This window comes from Allonocardiopsis opalescens (assembly GCF_003002095.1).
Classification (GTDB): Bacteria; Actinomycetota; Actinomycetes; order Streptosporangiales; family Streptosporangiaceae; genus Allonocardiopsis; species Allonocardiopsis opalescens.
In genome coordinates this window covers 109,116-123,492 of the sequence record NZ_PVZC01000006.1, presented here as the reverse complement: position 1 = coordinate 123,492, position 14,377 = coordinate 109,116, and the positions used below count along the sequence as shown (strand labels likewise).

The 14,377-nt window shown below is 73.5% G+C and carries 10 protein-coding genes; 5 read left to right on the top strand and 5 right to left on the bottom strand.

Going from position 1 to position 14,377, the window contains the following annotated elements:
- Positions 1-2 precede the first annotated feature (2 nt).
- Both CLV72_RS20200 and CLV72_RS20195 read right to left on the bottom strand, forming a co-directional pair.
- Complete coding sequence (locus tag CLV72_RS20200) at positions 3-899, bottom strand: TIGR01777 family oxidoreductase (protein ID WP_106248785.1); 897 nt, start codon at positions 897-899, stop codon at positions 3-5.
- Positions 896-2,185: an ROK family transcriptional regulator gene (locus CLV72_RS20195; protein ID WP_106248782.1), complete on the bottom strand. Its 1,290-nt coding sequence runs from the start codon at positions 2,183-2,185 to the stop codon at positions 896-898. The genes CLV72_RS20200 and CLV72_RS20195 overlap by 4 nt, the downstream gene beginning before the upstream one ends.
- 289 nt (positions 2,186-2,474) lie before the next feature.
- Here CLV72_RS20195 and CLV72_RS20190 point away from each other — a divergent pair, with 289 nt between their 5' ends.
- The 5 genes from CLV72_RS20190 (at position 2,475) to CLV72_RS20170 (ending at position 9,889) form a co-directional block, all read left to right on the top strand.
- Positions 2,475-3,836, top strand: a complete 1,362-nt coding sequence (locus tag CLV72_RS20190; RefSeq protein ID WP_106248779.1) for an extracellular solute-binding protein — start codon at positions 2,475-2,477, stop codon at positions 3,834-3,836.
- Between the two features lies 1 nt (position 3,837).
- Entirely contained in the window at positions 3,838-4,779 is a 942-nt protein-coding gene (locus tag CLV72_RS20185) for a carbohydrate ABC transporter permease (protein WP_106248777.1), read from the top strand.
- Positions 4,780-4,783: 4 nt separating this feature from the next.
- A complete protein-coding gene (locus CLV72_RS20180; RefSeq protein WP_342755677.1) occupies positions 4,784-5,749 on the top strand; it encodes a carbohydrate ABC transporter permease in 966 nt (321 codons plus the stop codon).
- 46 nt (positions 5,750-5,795) lie between these two features.
- Positions 5,796-6,752 carry an ROK family protein gene (locus CLV72_RS20175; RefSeq protein WP_106248775.1) on the top strand — a complete coding sequence of 319 codons (957 nt, stop codon included), beginning with the start codon at positions 5,796-5,798 and terminating at the stop codon, positions 6,750-6,752.
- 107 nt (positions 6,753-6,859) lie between these two features.
- Complete coding sequence (locus CLV72_RS20170; RefSeq protein ID WP_106248772.1) at positions 6,860-9,889, top strand: alpha-mannosidase; 3,030 nt, start codon at positions 6,860-6,862, stop codon at positions 9,887-9,889.
- Positions 9,890-9,956: 67 nt separating this feature from the next.
- Here CLV72_RS20170 and CLV72_RS20165 read toward each other — a convergent pair whose 3' ends face one another.
- The 3 genes from CLV72_RS20165 to lpdA all read right to left on the bottom strand — a co-directional run bounded on the left by CLV72_RS20165 (position 9,957) and on the right by lpdA (position 14,294).
- Entirely contained in the window at positions 9,957-11,162 is a 1,206-nt protein-coding gene (locus tag CLV72_RS20165) for an ATP-binding protein (RefSeq protein ID WP_211302985.1), read from the bottom strand.
- 248 nt (positions 11,163-11,410) lie between these two features.
- The gene (gene sucB, locus CLV72_RS20160; RefSeq protein WP_106248767.1) at positions 11,411-12,874 is read right to left on the bottom strand and encodes a 2-oxoglutarate dehydrogenase, E2 component, dihydrolipoamide succinyltransferase; all 1,464 of its coding nucleotides are present in this window, start codon (positions 12,872-12,874) and stop codon (positions 11,411-11,413) included.
- Between the two features lie 40 nt (positions 12,875-12,914).
- Positions 12,915-14,294 (bottom strand): dihydrolipoyl dehydrogenase, encoded by a 1,380-nt coding sequence (gene lpdA / locus CLV72_RS20155; RefSeq protein ID WP_106248764.1) that lies wholly within the window; start codon positions 14,292-14,294, stop codon positions 12,915-12,917.
- Positions 14,295-14,377: the final 83 nt, after the last annotated feature.

Below are 14,377 nucleotides of genomic sequence, written 5' to 3'. Positions count from 1 at the left end.
GCTCAGCCCAGCACCGCCCGCAGCGCGCTGTCGATGTCGGGGTGGGCGAAGGTGAAGCCCGCGTCGGTGAGGCGGGCCGGCAGGACGCGCTGGCTGACCAGGGCGGCGCTGTCGGCGAAGTCGCCGAAGACGGCGCGCATCGCGACGGCCGGGACCGGCAACGGGGTGGGGCGGCGCAGGGCGCGGCCGATGGCGCGGGTGTACTCGGCGTTGGTGACGGGGTGCGGCGCGGTGAGGTCGACGGCGCCGCGCACGGTGTCGTGGTCAAGCAGGAAGCGGATCGCGGCCACCTCGTCGCGCAGCGAGATCCAGCTGACGTACTGGCGGCCGTCGCCCAGCGGGCCGCCCAGGCCGAGCCGGAACAGCGGCAGCACCGTGCCGAGCATGCCGCCGCGCCGGTCGAGCACGATGCCGCTGCGCAGGTTCACCACCCGCACGCCCCCGGCGGCGGCCGCGCCGGCCGCCTCCTCCCAGCGGCGGCACAGCGCGGCCAGGAAGTCGGTGCCGGAGGCGCCGGAGTCCTCGTCGACGGCGGCGCGACCGGTGTCGCCGTAGTAGCCGACGGCCGAGGCCGACAGCAGCGCCGACGGCGGGCGGCGCATGCCGGCCAGCGCGGTGGCCAGGGTCCGGGTGGCCGGGACCCGGCTGTCGTGCAGCACGACCTTGTAGCGGTGGGTCCACCGGCGGGGGCCGATCGGCGCGCCCGCGAGGTGTACGACGGCGTCCGTCCCCTCCAGCCGCTCGGTGTCCACGCGCTGCCCCGCGGGGTCCCAGGCCACCTCGGCGCTGGTGCGGGCGGGCCGTCTGACCAGGTGCAGCACCTCGTGCCCGGCCGCGGTCAGGTCCTGGCTCAGCGCGGCGCCGACAAGGCCGGAGGCGCCGGAGATCGCGATCCTCATGCCCCGCCCGTACCCGCCCGCGGCCGCGCTACCCGGGCGGCGGTCCCGGCGGCGGGGGAGCCGTCGCGCTCGGCGGCGCCGCCCAGGCTGGGGAAGTACGCCTCGTGCAGCACCAGCGAGGCGGCGCCGATGGCGCCGGCGTCCGGGCCGATCACCGACAGCTCCACGCCGACCTCGCGCACCTCCCTGGCGATGGTGCGCGCCGCCACCTCGGCGGCGATCCGCTCGGCGAAGTGCGCGCCGATGTGCTCGATCCCGGTGCCGCCCAGCACGATCTGCGGCACGTCGAGCACGTTGACCAGGGTGACGGCCGCCTCCCCGAGCCGCCGCGCGGCCTCGCGCACCACCCGCAGCGCCACCGGCTCCTCGGCGACGGCCGCCCGGCACAGCCGGCCGTAGTGCTCCATGACGGCGGCGCCGCCGGGCGCCGAGGGCGGCGGCTCCTCGCCGCGCAGCCGGGCGGCGTCCAGCACCATCGCCCGCGGCGACACATAGGTCTCCAGGCAGCCCCGGTTGCCGCAGACGCAGGCGCGGCCGCCCGGTTCGACCACCATGTGGCCCAGCTCCCCGGCGTTCCACGACACCCCCCGGTACAGCTGGTCGCCCAGGACCAGGCCGCCGCCGATGCCGGTGCCGAAGTAGACGAAGGCGAAGCCGCCGGCCCTCGCGGCGCCGCCGGCCCAGCGCTCGCCGATCGCGGCGGCGGTGGCGTCGTTGTCGATCACCACCGGCAGGCCGGTGCCGGCCAGCAGCGACTCGCGCAGCGGCACGACGTGCCAGCCGGGCAGGTTGGGCGGCTCGACGACCAGACCGCGCTCGCGGTCGATCGGACCCGGGGTGGCGACGCCGACGCCCAGCAGCCGGTCCTCGGGCACCTGCGAGCGCTCCACCATCCGCTCGATCGCGCTGACCAGCGCGCGGATGGAGCGCTCGGGGCCTTGCCGGAAGGAGGTGCGGCGCCGGCTGCGGGCGACCACGGTGCCGCTGAGGTCGGTCAGCACGAAGGTGGTCCTGGCCGGGTCGATGTGCACGCCGACGGCGTAGTAGGCCGACGCGTTCAGCCGCAGCAGGGTGGCGGGCTTGCCGCCGCGCGAACTGCGCCGGCCGCCCTCGCTGACCAGGTCCTGGTCTAGCAGGCGGCGCACGATGTTGGAGACGGTCTGCGCGGTCAGCCCGGTCTCGCGGGCCAGGTCGACGCGGCTCACGCCGTCGCTGCGCCGGATCACGTCGAGCACGATGTGCTGGTTGAAATCCCCGATGCGCGGCAGGTTCGCGCCCGTCAGCATCCGCACCTCACACCCTCTCGCCCGCGACATCCTCGCATGCCGGACCGCGGTCCAGGCAAGCGCCCGACCAGGCCCGAGGCGGGCGGCCGGACGCGGCGAAGCGCCGGGCCGGCCTCCGCCACAACAAGATCACGAACTGGACTTTGCCCATTGTGTTTATACATCGTTTTTAGTAAGACGGATGTCACACAGCCGTAACCGCCCGCTCAGGCGGCGCTGAATGTCCTGACAATCACTCGGGGGTGCCGGGCAGTCCCCCGCCCGGCCCGCAGGTCAGAGAGGTGACTTGATGACGATCTCCCGACTCCGACTCCCCGCGAGAGCAGCCGCGGCCGCGGCGGTCCTCGCGCTCGCAGCCGCCGGCTGCGGCGGCGGCAGCCAGGAGGACGACCAGACGATCACGGTCGTCTACAACACCTACGGCGGCTTCATGGCGCTGCACAACGCCCTGGAGGACGTCAAGCCGGCCTTCGAGGAGGCCAACCCCGGCTGGACCCTGGAACTCCAGCCGCTGGAGGTGGCCGAGGGCGACTACCGCACCCGCATCCAGCTGATGCAGCGCTCGCCGTCCACCGCGCCCGACATCGTCTACGAGGACACCTTCTGGATCCAGGGCGACGTCGACGCCGGCTACCTCGCCCCCCTCGACGAGTACATGGCCGGCTGGGAGGACGCCGAGCAGTTCAACGAGGCGGTCGGGCCCGCGGTCACCGCCGCCGACGGCCAGCGCTACGGCGTGCAGCTCGGCACCGACACCCGCGGCCTGTTCTACAACCGCGAGCTGCTGGAGTCGGCCGGCGTCGAGGTGCCCTGGGAGCCGGAGACCTGGGAGGACGTCCTGGAGGCGGCCCGCGCCGTGCAGCGCGAGCACCCCGACGTGATCCCGTTCAACATGTACTCGGGCACCCCCGCCGCCGAGGCGTCGTCCATGCAGGGCTTCCAGATGCTGCTGGCCGGCACCGAGGACCGCCTCTACGACGAGGCGTCCGGCCTGTGGGTGACCCGCAGCCAGGGCTTCAACGACTCCCTGGAGTTCGTCCAGACGGTCTGGGACGAGGAGCTCGGCCCGCCCATCGAGGACGCGCTCAACCCCAACATCGGCAGCGTGGTCGGCCAGGAGTGGCTGCCCGAGGGCCGGCTGGCCATCGCGCTCGACGGCTCGTGGAAGTCCCAGACCTGGCTGGAGACCGGCGGCCGCCCCTGGCCGGAGTGGAGCGAGGAGCTGGGCTGGACCGCGATGCCCACCCAGAACGGCCAGGAGCCCGGCCGGGTCAGCATGTCCGGCGGCTGGGCGCTGGCGATCAGCGCGCACTCGCCCAACCCCGAGATGGCCTTCGAGGCGATCTCGATCGCGACCAACCGCGAGAACTCGCTGAACTACGTCTCCATGGCGTCGGAGATCCCGGTCCGCGACGACGTGCGCGAGGACCCGGCCTACGTGGAGGCCAACCCGGCCAACGAGTTCTTCAGCGGCCTGGTCGACGTCACCGAGTTCCGGCCGGCCTTCGCGGAGTACCCGCAGGTCTCCGACCAGGTCATGGTCGCGATGGAGTCGGTGATGACGGGCTCGACCCCCGAGGAGGCGGCGCAGATCTACGCCGAGGAGGTCACCGGCATCGTCGGTCCCGAGATGGTCACCGAGGCGCCCTGACATGGCGTCGTCCACACTGACGCCGCCGCCGGCGGCGGCCCGGGCGCGGCGGACCGGTTCCGCCCGCCCGGGCCGGCGCGGCATCGCCCGCTGGGCCGTGCCGCTCGCCCCGGCGGTGCTACTGCTGATCATGTTCGTCGCCGGGCCGATCGTGTGGAGCGTCTGGGCCGCCTTCACCAACGCCGCCCTCACCGGCGCCGCCGCCGCGAACACCGAGTTCGTCGGCTTCGAGAACTTCCAGAACCTGCTGGCGGACCCGGCCGTGTGGAACGCGACCGTGCTGACGCTGATCTTCCTCTTCGGCTCGGCGATCGTCGGCCAGAACCTGCTCGGGCTCGCCCTCGCGCTGCTGATGCAGCGGCGCAACCGGGTGACCCGGGCCTTCGTCAGCACCGTCGTCGTGGGCGCGTGGGTGCTGCCCGAGACCGTCACCGCCTTCACCTGGGCGGCCTTCCTCGGCCGCGAGGGCAGCCTCAACACCGCGCTGGCCGCGCTGGGCCTGCCGCCGCAGAACTGGATGTACGCCGCCCCGATCTTCGCCGTCATCCTGGCCAACATCTGGAAGGGCACCGCCTTCTCGATGATGGTCTACTCGGCCGCGCTGCAGGAGGTGCCGCCCGACCTCAAGGAGTCGGCGCGCGTCGACGGCGCCTCGGGCGTCCAGACCCTGCGCCACGTCACGCTGCCGCTGATCCGCCGCTCGATCCTGACCAACCTGATCCTGATCACCCTGCAGACCCTCCAGGTGTTCACGCTGATCTACATCATGACCGGCGGCGGCCCCGGCACCCGCAGCGAGACGCTGCCGGTGCTCATGTACGAGCAGGCCTTCGACTTCGGCCACCTCGGCTACGGCACCGCCATCGCGCTGGTGCTGCTCGCCGTGGCCGGCCTGGTCTCCGCCGTCTACGTCCGCGCGCTGCGGGCCGAGGGGAGTGTGTGACGCCGTGTCAGAGACAGCGCAGTCCAAGGCGGCGCCACCCGGTGCGCCCGAGCGGCCCGCCGGCGCGGCGCCGCCGCCCGGCGGCTCCGGCGCGGCCCCGGCCGGCTACCGCCCGGCCGAGCGCTCCCCGCTCGCGGTGCTGACGGCGCCGGGGCGGATCGCGGCGCGGGCGGCGGCCAACGCGGTGCTGATCGTCATCGCGCTCGCCTTCCTGGTACCGCTGCTGTGGCTGCTGTTCGCCTCGGTCGACCCGGCGGCGGGCATGTCCGTCCGCTTCCCCGAGGCGCCCAGCCTGGAGAACTTCGCCGCGGTGCTCACCACCGACATCACCTTCCGGCCGCTGTGGAACGGCCTGCTGCTGTCGGGCGGCTCCTCGCTGATCGCCGTGGCGGTCGCGACCCTGGCGGCCTACCCGCTGTCGCGGTACAACCTGCGGTTCAAGCGGCCGTTCCTCTACACGGTGCTGTTCACCACCGGGCTGCCGCTGACCGCCATCATGGTGCCGGTCTACGGCGTCTTCGTGCAGGCCGACTTGATCGACAACCAGTTCGCCACCATGCTGTTCATGGCCGCCACCTCGCTGCCGTTCGCGATCTGGCTGATCAAGAACTTCATGGACGGGGTGCCGATCTCGCTGGAGGAGGCGGCCTGGGTCGACGGCGCGTCGAGCTGGGACGCGCTGCGGCTGCTGGTGGTGCCCCTGATGCTGCCGGGCATGGCCGTGGTCGCCGTGTTCACCTTCGTGCAATCCTGGGGCAACTTCTTCGTGCCGTTCATCCTGCTGCTCACCCCCGAGTACATGCCGGCCTCGGTGACCATCTACACCTTCTTCGGCCAGCACGGCGCGGTGATCTACGGGCAGCTGGCGGCGTTCTCACTGGTCTACACGGTTCCGGCCGCGGCGCTCTGGCTGATCGCGTCGCGCGCCATGGGAGGTGCGTTCGCCTTCGGCGGCGCTCTGAAGGGATGAGTGTGCGCAGGTCCGAGCGACTGATGCGAGCGAGAGGCGTCCGGACGTGACCACCGCGAGCCCCGGCCGCGGCGAGGTCCTCGCCATCGACATCGGCGGCACCAAGATCGCCGCCGCGCTGGTCGGGCCGGCCGGCGCGGTGCGGGCCCAGGTCCGCGTCCCCACCCCGCGCGGCACCGACGACGCCGAGCGGGTGTGGGCGGCCGTCCGCGCCGCGCTGGAGCGGGTCCGCGCCCAGGCCGGGCCCGGCGGCGCCGACGGCCTGGGCGTGTGCTGCGCCGGGCCGGTCGACCTGGCCGCCGGCACCGTCAGCCCGGTCAACATCCCGGCCTGGCGGGGCTTCCCGCTGATCGAGCGGCTGAGCGCGCTGGTGCCGGGACCCGTCGAGCTGGCCGGCGACGGCATGTGCGCCGCGCTCGGCGAGTACGGCGCCGGCGCCGGGCGCGGCAGCGCCGCCATGCTCGGCATGGTGGTGTCCACCGGCGTCGGCGGCGGCCTGGTGCTGGACGGGCGCCCCTACCTGGGACCCACCGGCAACGCCGGGCACATCGGCCACGTGCTGGTCGAACCCGGCGGCGAGCCCTGCGGCTGCGGCTCGGCCGGCTGCCTGGAGACCGTCGCGGCCGGGCCCTACCTGGCCGCCTGGGCGCGCCGCCGCGGCTGGGAGGCCCCGCCCGAGGCGGGCCCCCGCGAACTGGCCGAGGCGGCCAGGCGCGGACTGCCCGTGGCGGTGGAGTCCTTCGAACGGGCCGGCCGGGCGCTGGGCACCGCCATCGCCGGCGCCGCCGCCCTGTTCGACCTGGACCGGGTGGTGATCGGCGGCGGCGTGGCCGAGTCCGGCGAGGTGCTGCTCGGCCCGGTCCGCCGGCACGTGCGCGCACTGGCCCGGCTCGGCTTCCAGCGGCGGCTGCGCGTGGAGCGCTCCGCCCTCGGCGGCGCGGCCGGGCTGGTCGGCGCGGCCGGGCTGCTGCGGTCCCGCGAGGGCGCGGCGGCCGCGAACTGACCCCCGCGGCGCGGCCCGGCCGCGCCGTGGCACCGGACGTGCACCCGCCCGCGCCGCGGGCACGGGTGCGAAAGGCATACCGACACAAGACAGGTGAAGGGGAACTCATGCACGACGACCGGCGACTCATCGAGGAGCGGGTGGAACGCGTGCTGCGCGAGCGGATCAGGCCCGCCGTGCACCGCGCCGTCGCGCCCTTCGGCATCGAGGTGTGGCACGCGCCCGGCGAGCCGGTCCCGGTGGCCGAGGCGCTCGCCGCCGACTACGCCCCGGCCGCGCCCGGCGACCTGTGGGGCCCGCCCTGGGGGACCAGCTGGTTCCGGTTCACCGGCCGGGTGCCCGACAGCGGCGGGCGGCTGGAGGCCGTGATCGACCTCGGCTTCGACACGAACATGCCGGGCTTCCAGGCCGAAGGGCTCGCCTACCGGCCCGACGGCACCCCCGTCAAGGGCCTGTCGCCGCGCAACTCCTACCTGCCGGTCGCCGCCTGCGGCGGCCGCCCCGGCGAGGAGCTGGTGTTCTATGTCGAGGCGGCGGCCAACCCCGTCATCCTCGGCCACGACCAGTTCGTGCCCACCGCGCTCGGCCGCCTGGAGACCGCCGGACGCGAGCCCCTGTACCGGCTGCGCTCCGCCGGGATCGCCGAGCGCGACGAGACCGTGGCCGCGCTGGTCGCCGACATCGAGGTGCTGGACGGGCTGGCCCGCCAGCTCGCCGCGCACGAGCCCCGCCGCCAGACCGTCCTGCGCGCGCTGGAGCGCGCGCTGGACCGGCTCGACCTGCGCGACGTGCCGGGCAGCGCCGACGCCGCCCGCAAGGAGCTGGCCGACGTGCTGGCCAGCCCCGCGCACGCCAGCGCGCACCGGCTCAGCGCCATCGGCCACGCCCACATCGACTCCGCGTGGCTGTGGCCGCTGCGCGAGACCGTCCGCAAGGTGGCGCGCACCGCCGCCAACGTCACCGCGCTCATGGACGAGCGGCCCGAGTTCAAGTTCGCCATGTCGCAGGCGCAGCAGTGGGCCTGGCTGCGCGACCACCACCCGAAGATCTTCGAGCGGGTCAAGGAGAAGGTCCGCGCCGGGCAGTTCCTGCCCGTCGGCGGCATGTGGGTGGAGTCCGACACCAACATGCCCGGCGGCGAGGCGATGGCCCGCCAGTTCAGCCACGGCAAGCGCTTCTTCCTCGACGAACTCGGCGTGGAGACGCAGGAGGTGTGGCTGCCCGACTCCTTCGGCTACAGCGCCGCGCTCCCGCAGCTCATCGCGCTGTCGGGCTCCCAGTACTTCCTGACCCAGAAGATCTCCTGGAACCAGACCAACAAGTTCCCGCACCACACCTTCGCGTGGGAGGGCATCGACGGCACCCGGATGTTCACGCACTTCCCGCCGATCGACACCTACAACTCCGAGCTGACCGCCCCCGAACTGGCCCACGCCACCCGCAACTACGCCGAGCACGGCCGCGGCACCCGCTCGCTGGTCCCGTTCGGCTACGGCGACGGCGGCGGCGGCCCCACCCGCGAGATGCTCGACCGGGCCGCCCGCACCGCCGACCTGGAGGGCTCGCCGCGCGTCGCCATCGAGACGCCCGCCGCCTTCTTCGCGGCCGCCCAGGCCGAGTACCCCAACGCGCCGGTCTGGGCCGGGGAGCTGTACCTGGAGTTCCACCGCGGCACCTACACCTCCCAGGCCCGCACCAAGCAGGGCAACCGGCGCAGCGAGCACCTGCTGCGCGAGGCCGAGCTGTGGGCGGCCACCGCCGCGCTGCGCACCGGCCTGGCCTACCCGTACGAGGACCTGGACCGCATCTGGAAGAAGGTGCTGCTCAACCAGTTCCACGACATCCTGCCCGGCAGCTCCATCGCCTGGGTGCACCGCGAGGCCGAGCGCACCTACGCCGAGATCGCCGCCGAACTGGAGGAGATCATCGACCGGGCCGTCACCGCCCTGGCCGGCGACGGCGGCGGGACCGAACTGGTCTTCAACGCCGCCCCGCACGCCCGCGGCGGCGCCCCCGCCCTGGGCGCCGCACCGCGCACCGCGCCGGACGGCGGCGCCGTGCGGGCCGAGGCCGCCGACGGCGGCACCGTGCTCGACAACGGCCTGGTCCGGGTGACCGTCGACGAGCGGGGCCTCATCACCTCGCTGCGCGATCTGCGCGCCGACCGCGAGGTCGTCGCCCCCGGCGCCGCCGCCAACCTGCTCCAGCTCCACCCCGACCTGCCCAACCGGTGGGACGCCTGGGACGTGGACTCCTTCTACCGCAACACCGTCACCGACCTCACCGGCGCCGACGAGGTGGCCCTGGTCCGCACCGACCCCGACGCGGCCGAAGTACGGGTCGTCCGGTCCTTCGGCTCCTCGCGGGTCGAGCAGCTGCTGCGGCTGCGGGCCGGATCCCCGAACCTGGAGATCGACACCGAGGTCGACTGGCACGAGTCGGAGACCTTCCTCAAGGCCGCCTTCCCGCTCGACATCCACACCGACCGCTCCACCTCGGAGATCCAGTTCGGCCACGTGCACCGCCCGGCGCACACCAACACCTCCTGGGACGCGGCCCGCTTCGAGATCTGCGCGCACCGCTTCCTGCACGTCGGCGAACCCGACTACGGAGTCGCCCTGGTCAACGCCACCAGCTACGGCCACGACGTCACCCGCCACCCCCGCGAGGGCGGCGGCACCACCACCACCGTCCGCCTGTCGCTGCTGCGCGCCCCGCGCTTCCCCGACCCCGAGACCGACCAGGGCCGCCACAGCTTCCGGCACGCCCTCGTCCCCGGCGCCGCCATCGCCGACGCCGTCACCGAGGGCTACCGCATCAACCTGCCCGAGCGCACCGCCCCCGGCACCGCGCCGGTCGCCCCGCTGGTCGCCGTCGACAACGACGCCGCCATCGTCGAGGCCGTCAAACTCGCCGACGACCGCTCCGGCGACGTCGTCGTCCGCCTCTACGAGTCCCGCGGCGCCCGCGCCACCGCCACCATCACCCCGTCCTTCCCCACCACTGCCATCCAGGAGACCGACCTCCTCGAACGCCCCACCGCCCCGACCGCCCTCACCACCGCCACCCCCGAAGGCGCCACCCTGTCCCTGCGCCCCTTCCAGGTGGTCACACTGCGGTTCGGTAGGGAGGGGTAGCGGACGGCCGCACCGGTGCCGCCCGGATTTGCTCCGGGCGGCACCGGTGCGGGAACACGCGGACGAATCAGCTCCAGATCGCCGCGATCGGCGCCGCCACGATGCGCTCATCGAGCGGGTACACACGCGGGCCGGTATGGAAGACGATCCCCAGTTCGAAGGTGGAGCCCAACTGATCCCGCAACCAGGCGAGATGCCGCGCCGAGTCCGCCGCCGGGGCCGATGACGCCTTGATCTCGATGCCGACCACCTGGCCGGCTCCGATCTCGGCGACCAGGTCGACCTCCCGGCGTCCGGTGTCCTGCCGGAGGTGGTAGAGACCTGCCGGGAGGTCTCCGACGGCGGCCTCGGCCCGCAGCTGCGCGTAGACGAAGGTCTCGATCATGCGGCCGAGCAGGTTCCCGTCGCGCATGACGCCCTCGGCCCCCACACCGATGAGCGCTGCGGCGAGACCGGGGTCGACCACATAGCGCTTCGGGGTGCGTACGAGCCGCTTCAACCGCTGCGTCGACCATGCCGGAGCGGCGTCGACCACGAAGAGGCTGCGCAGCAGCCGTTCGTAGGCTTCGGCGGTGTCCCTGCTGACACCGGCCGCCTCGAACAGGGTCCGCATGTCCACCGTGCCGGCGGTGTTGAGCGCCAGGGCCGAGAAGAAGCGCCGGAGCCGCACCGGATCGCGGTGCGCTCCCGCGAGTTCGGCGTCGCGCGTCAGCAACTGCTCGGCGTAGCCCTCGTACCAGCGGCGCCTGCTGCGCTCGGGCAGGCGCAGAGCCGGCTCGGGGAAGCCGCCGCGCACGGCGAGTTCGACGTAGTCGCGCAGGTCGGGCGGGTCCGCCGGTGCGACCAGCGACTCCGCGCCCTGCTCGGCGATCCGGTCGAAGAACGCCGGACACTCGACCGAACCGCGCTCCTCCCGCGCGGTCAGCCCGGTCATGGCGAGCCGGACGACACGGCCCGTTCCCGGCCAGACGGCCTGTTCCAGGTCCGCGCGTACCGAACCCGTCAGAACGAAGCGCCCGGGGCGGTACGGGTCATCGTCCAGTGTCCGCTTGATCGCGCCCAGCACACCGGGCACGACCTGCCACTCATCGAGGAGGACGGGCTCGGGCAGCCCGCGCAGCGCGGCGTCGGGATCGGCCTGGAAGGCAGCGGCCTCGCGCTCCCGGTCCAGCCGCACGACCGTGCGGGCGAGCCGCGCGGCCGTGGTGGTCTTGCCGCAGGCGCGCGGGCCGGTGACCATGACGGCCGGGAGGTCGGCCACGAGCTGTTCCAAGGTCCGATCGGCGAGTCTACGAACGTACTCCATAGTCGAAGAACATACCAGTCATCAACCAGGCCGTTCGCACTTTCCCCCACAACTCACTAGTAGTTTCACCCAGTGCTGAGTCGTACTTTCACCCGCCCGGCAGTCGTGCTTCGCCCACAGATTCGGGACCCGGGTGCTGCGAACCCGACTCGGACAGCGCGAGGGACGGCACCCGGGTCCGGGTGCCGTCCCTCGTCGGTGGTGCGGGTGGGCCGCTACTGCAGCCCGAGTTCGGCCTCGAAGTTGCCCTCTTCCAGGCGGGACTTGATGGTGCCCAGGAAGCGGGCGGCGTCGGCGCCGTCGATGATGCGGTGGTCGTAGCTCAGGGCGAGGTAGACCATGGAGCGGACGGCGATGACCTCGCCCAGCTGGGGGTCGTCGACCACGACCGGGCGCTTGACGACCGCGCCGGTGCCGAGGATGCCGACCTGGGGGAGGGTGACGATCGGGGTGTCGAACAGGGCGCCCCGGCTGCCGGTGTTGGTGAGGGTGAAGGTGCCGCCGCTGAGTTCGTCGGGGGCCACCTTGTTGGCGCGGGTGCGCTCGGCGAGATCCGCGATCTTGCGGGCCAGGCCGCCGAGGTTGAGGTCGCCGGCGTCCTTGATGACCGGGGCCATCAGCAGGCGGTCGGTGTCGACGGCGATGCTGAGGTTCTCCACCGCGTGGTAGGTGACCTCGTTGGTCTCGGCGTCGACGGAGGCGTTCACCTTGGGGTGGGCCTTCAGCGCCTCGACGGTGGCCTGCGCGAAGAAGGGCATGAAGGAGAGCTTCACGCCCTCGCGGGCGAGGAAGTCGGCCTTGGCGCGCTCGCGCAGGCGGGCGATCCGGGTGACGTCGACCTCGACCACGGAGGTGAGCTGCGCCGCGGTCTGCAGCGACTCCACCATCCGCTCGGCCAGCATCTGCCGGGAGCGCGCCATCTTCTGGGTGGTGCCGCGGAGCTTGGCGTCGGCGGCGCTGGGTCGCGCGGCCGGGCGGGCCGGGGCGGCGACCGCCGACGGCTCGCTGCGCACGGCGGCGGGCTCGCTGGGGCGGGTGCGCTCGGCCGCCTGGGACTCGCGCTTGGCGCGCGCCGCCTCCAGCACGTCCTGCTTGCGGATCCTGCCGCCCACGCCGGTGCCGGTCAGCGAGGCGAGGTCGACCTCGTGCTCGGCGGCCAGCTTGCGGACCAGCGGGGTGACGTAGGCGCCGTCGGAGCCGCCGGAGCCGTTCTGCTGCACCGAAGCGGCCGCGGGCGGCTCCTGCCGGGCGGCCGGCGCGGGCTGCGGAGCCGGACGCGGGGCGGGCTCGGGCTCGGGCGCCGGGGGAGGCGGCGGAGCGGGCGCGGCCTGCTGCGGCTCGGGCTCCGGTTCCGGCTCGGGCTCGGGCTCGGGTTCCGGCCGGGCCTGCTCGGCCGGCTGCTGCGGGGCGGCCTGCTCACCGCCGCCCGAGGACGCCTCGGCGCCCTCGGAGATGACCGCCAGTTCGGCGCCCACCTCGACGGTCTCGTCCTCGGCGACGGAGATCTTGGTCAGCACGCCCGAGGTGGGCGAGGGGATCTCGGTGTCGACCTTGTCGGTCGATACCTCAAGGAGCGGTTCGTCGGTCTCGACCCGCTCGCCTTCCTGCTTGAGCCAGCGCGTGACAGTGCCCTCGGTGACGCTCTCTCCGAGCTGGGGCATGGTGACTGGGGTCGGCATGGCTGTTCAGAGGCTCCTTCGGCAACGGATGGGCACAGGGTCAGCTGTGCGCGTGTAGCGGCTTGCCCGCGAGGGCGAGGTGTGCCTCGCCGACCGCCTCGGACTGGGTCGGGTGCGGGTGGATGAGCTGCGCCACCTCGGCGGGCAGCGCCTCCCAGTTGTAGATGAGCTGGCCTTCGGCGATGAGCTCGCCGACGCGGCTGCCCACCATGTGGACGCCCAGCACCGGTCCGTCCTTCGCGGCGATGACCTTGACGGCGCCCTGGGTCTGCAGGATCTGGCTCTTGCCGTTGCCGCCGAGGTTGTAGCTGTACTCGGTCAGCTCGTAGCCGCGCTCCCTGGCGGCGGCGGAGGTGAGGCCCACCGAGGCGACCTCCGGCTCGGAGTAGGTCACCTTCGGCACGCCGTCGTAGTCGATCGGGACGGGCTTGAGCCCGCCGATCCGCTCGGCCACGAAGATGCCCTCGGCGAAGCCGACGTGGGCCAGCTGGAGGGTCGGGATGAGGTCGCCGACCGCGTAGATGTTGCCGACCCCGGTGTGCAGGTTCTCGTCCACCTGGACGAAGCCGCGCTCCAGCCGGATGCCGGCCTCCTCGTAGCCCAGCCCCTCCGAGACCGGGCCCCGGCCGACGGCGACCAGCAGCAGTTCGGCGTCGATGGTCTTGCCGTCCTCCAGCGAGACGGTGACGCCCGACTCGGTGGTCTTGGCGCCGGAGAAGCGCTTGCCCAGCTCGTACTTGATGCCCCGGCGGCGGAAGGCGCGCTCCAGCAGCTTGGCGCTGGACTCGTCCTCCAGCGGCAGCAGGTGCGGCAGCGCCTCGACGATGGTGACCTCGGCGCCGAAGGAGCGCCACACGCTGGCGAACTCCACGCCGATGACGCCGCCGCCCAGGATGACCACCGAGGAGGGGACGCGGTCGAGCCTGAGGGCGTGGTCGCTGGAGATGACGCGCTCGCCGTCGAGCTCGAGCCCGGGCAGGGTGCGCGGGTAGGAGCCGGTGGCCAGGATGATGTTGCGGCCCTCGTAGGAGGTGCCGTTCACCGTGACCGTGGACGGCCCCGACAGCCGGCCCTCGCCCTCGACGATGGTGATGCCCCGGCCCTTGAGGGTGCTCTGCAGGCCCTTGAACAGGCGGTCGACGACCTTGTCCTTGTAGGCGTTCACGCCGTCGACGTCGATGCCCTCCAGGCGGGTCTTGACCCCGAAGGACGCGCTCTCGCGTGCGGTGTCGGCCACCTCGGCGGCGTGCAGCAGCGCCTTGGTGGGGATGCAGCCGCGGTGCAGGCAGGTGCCGCCGACCTTGTCCTTCTCGATCAGGGCGACGCTCAGCCCCAGCTCGGCCGCGCGCAGCGCGGCGGCGTACCCGCCGCTCCCGCCGCCGAGGATGACGATGTCGAAGGTGCCGCCGCTGTCACTCACTGGACGCTCCTTGTCCGGATGGGTTCACCATGCTTGCGATTGTGGTCCGCGCCCGGTGCGGCCGGGTGGGCGGCGCGCCGGGT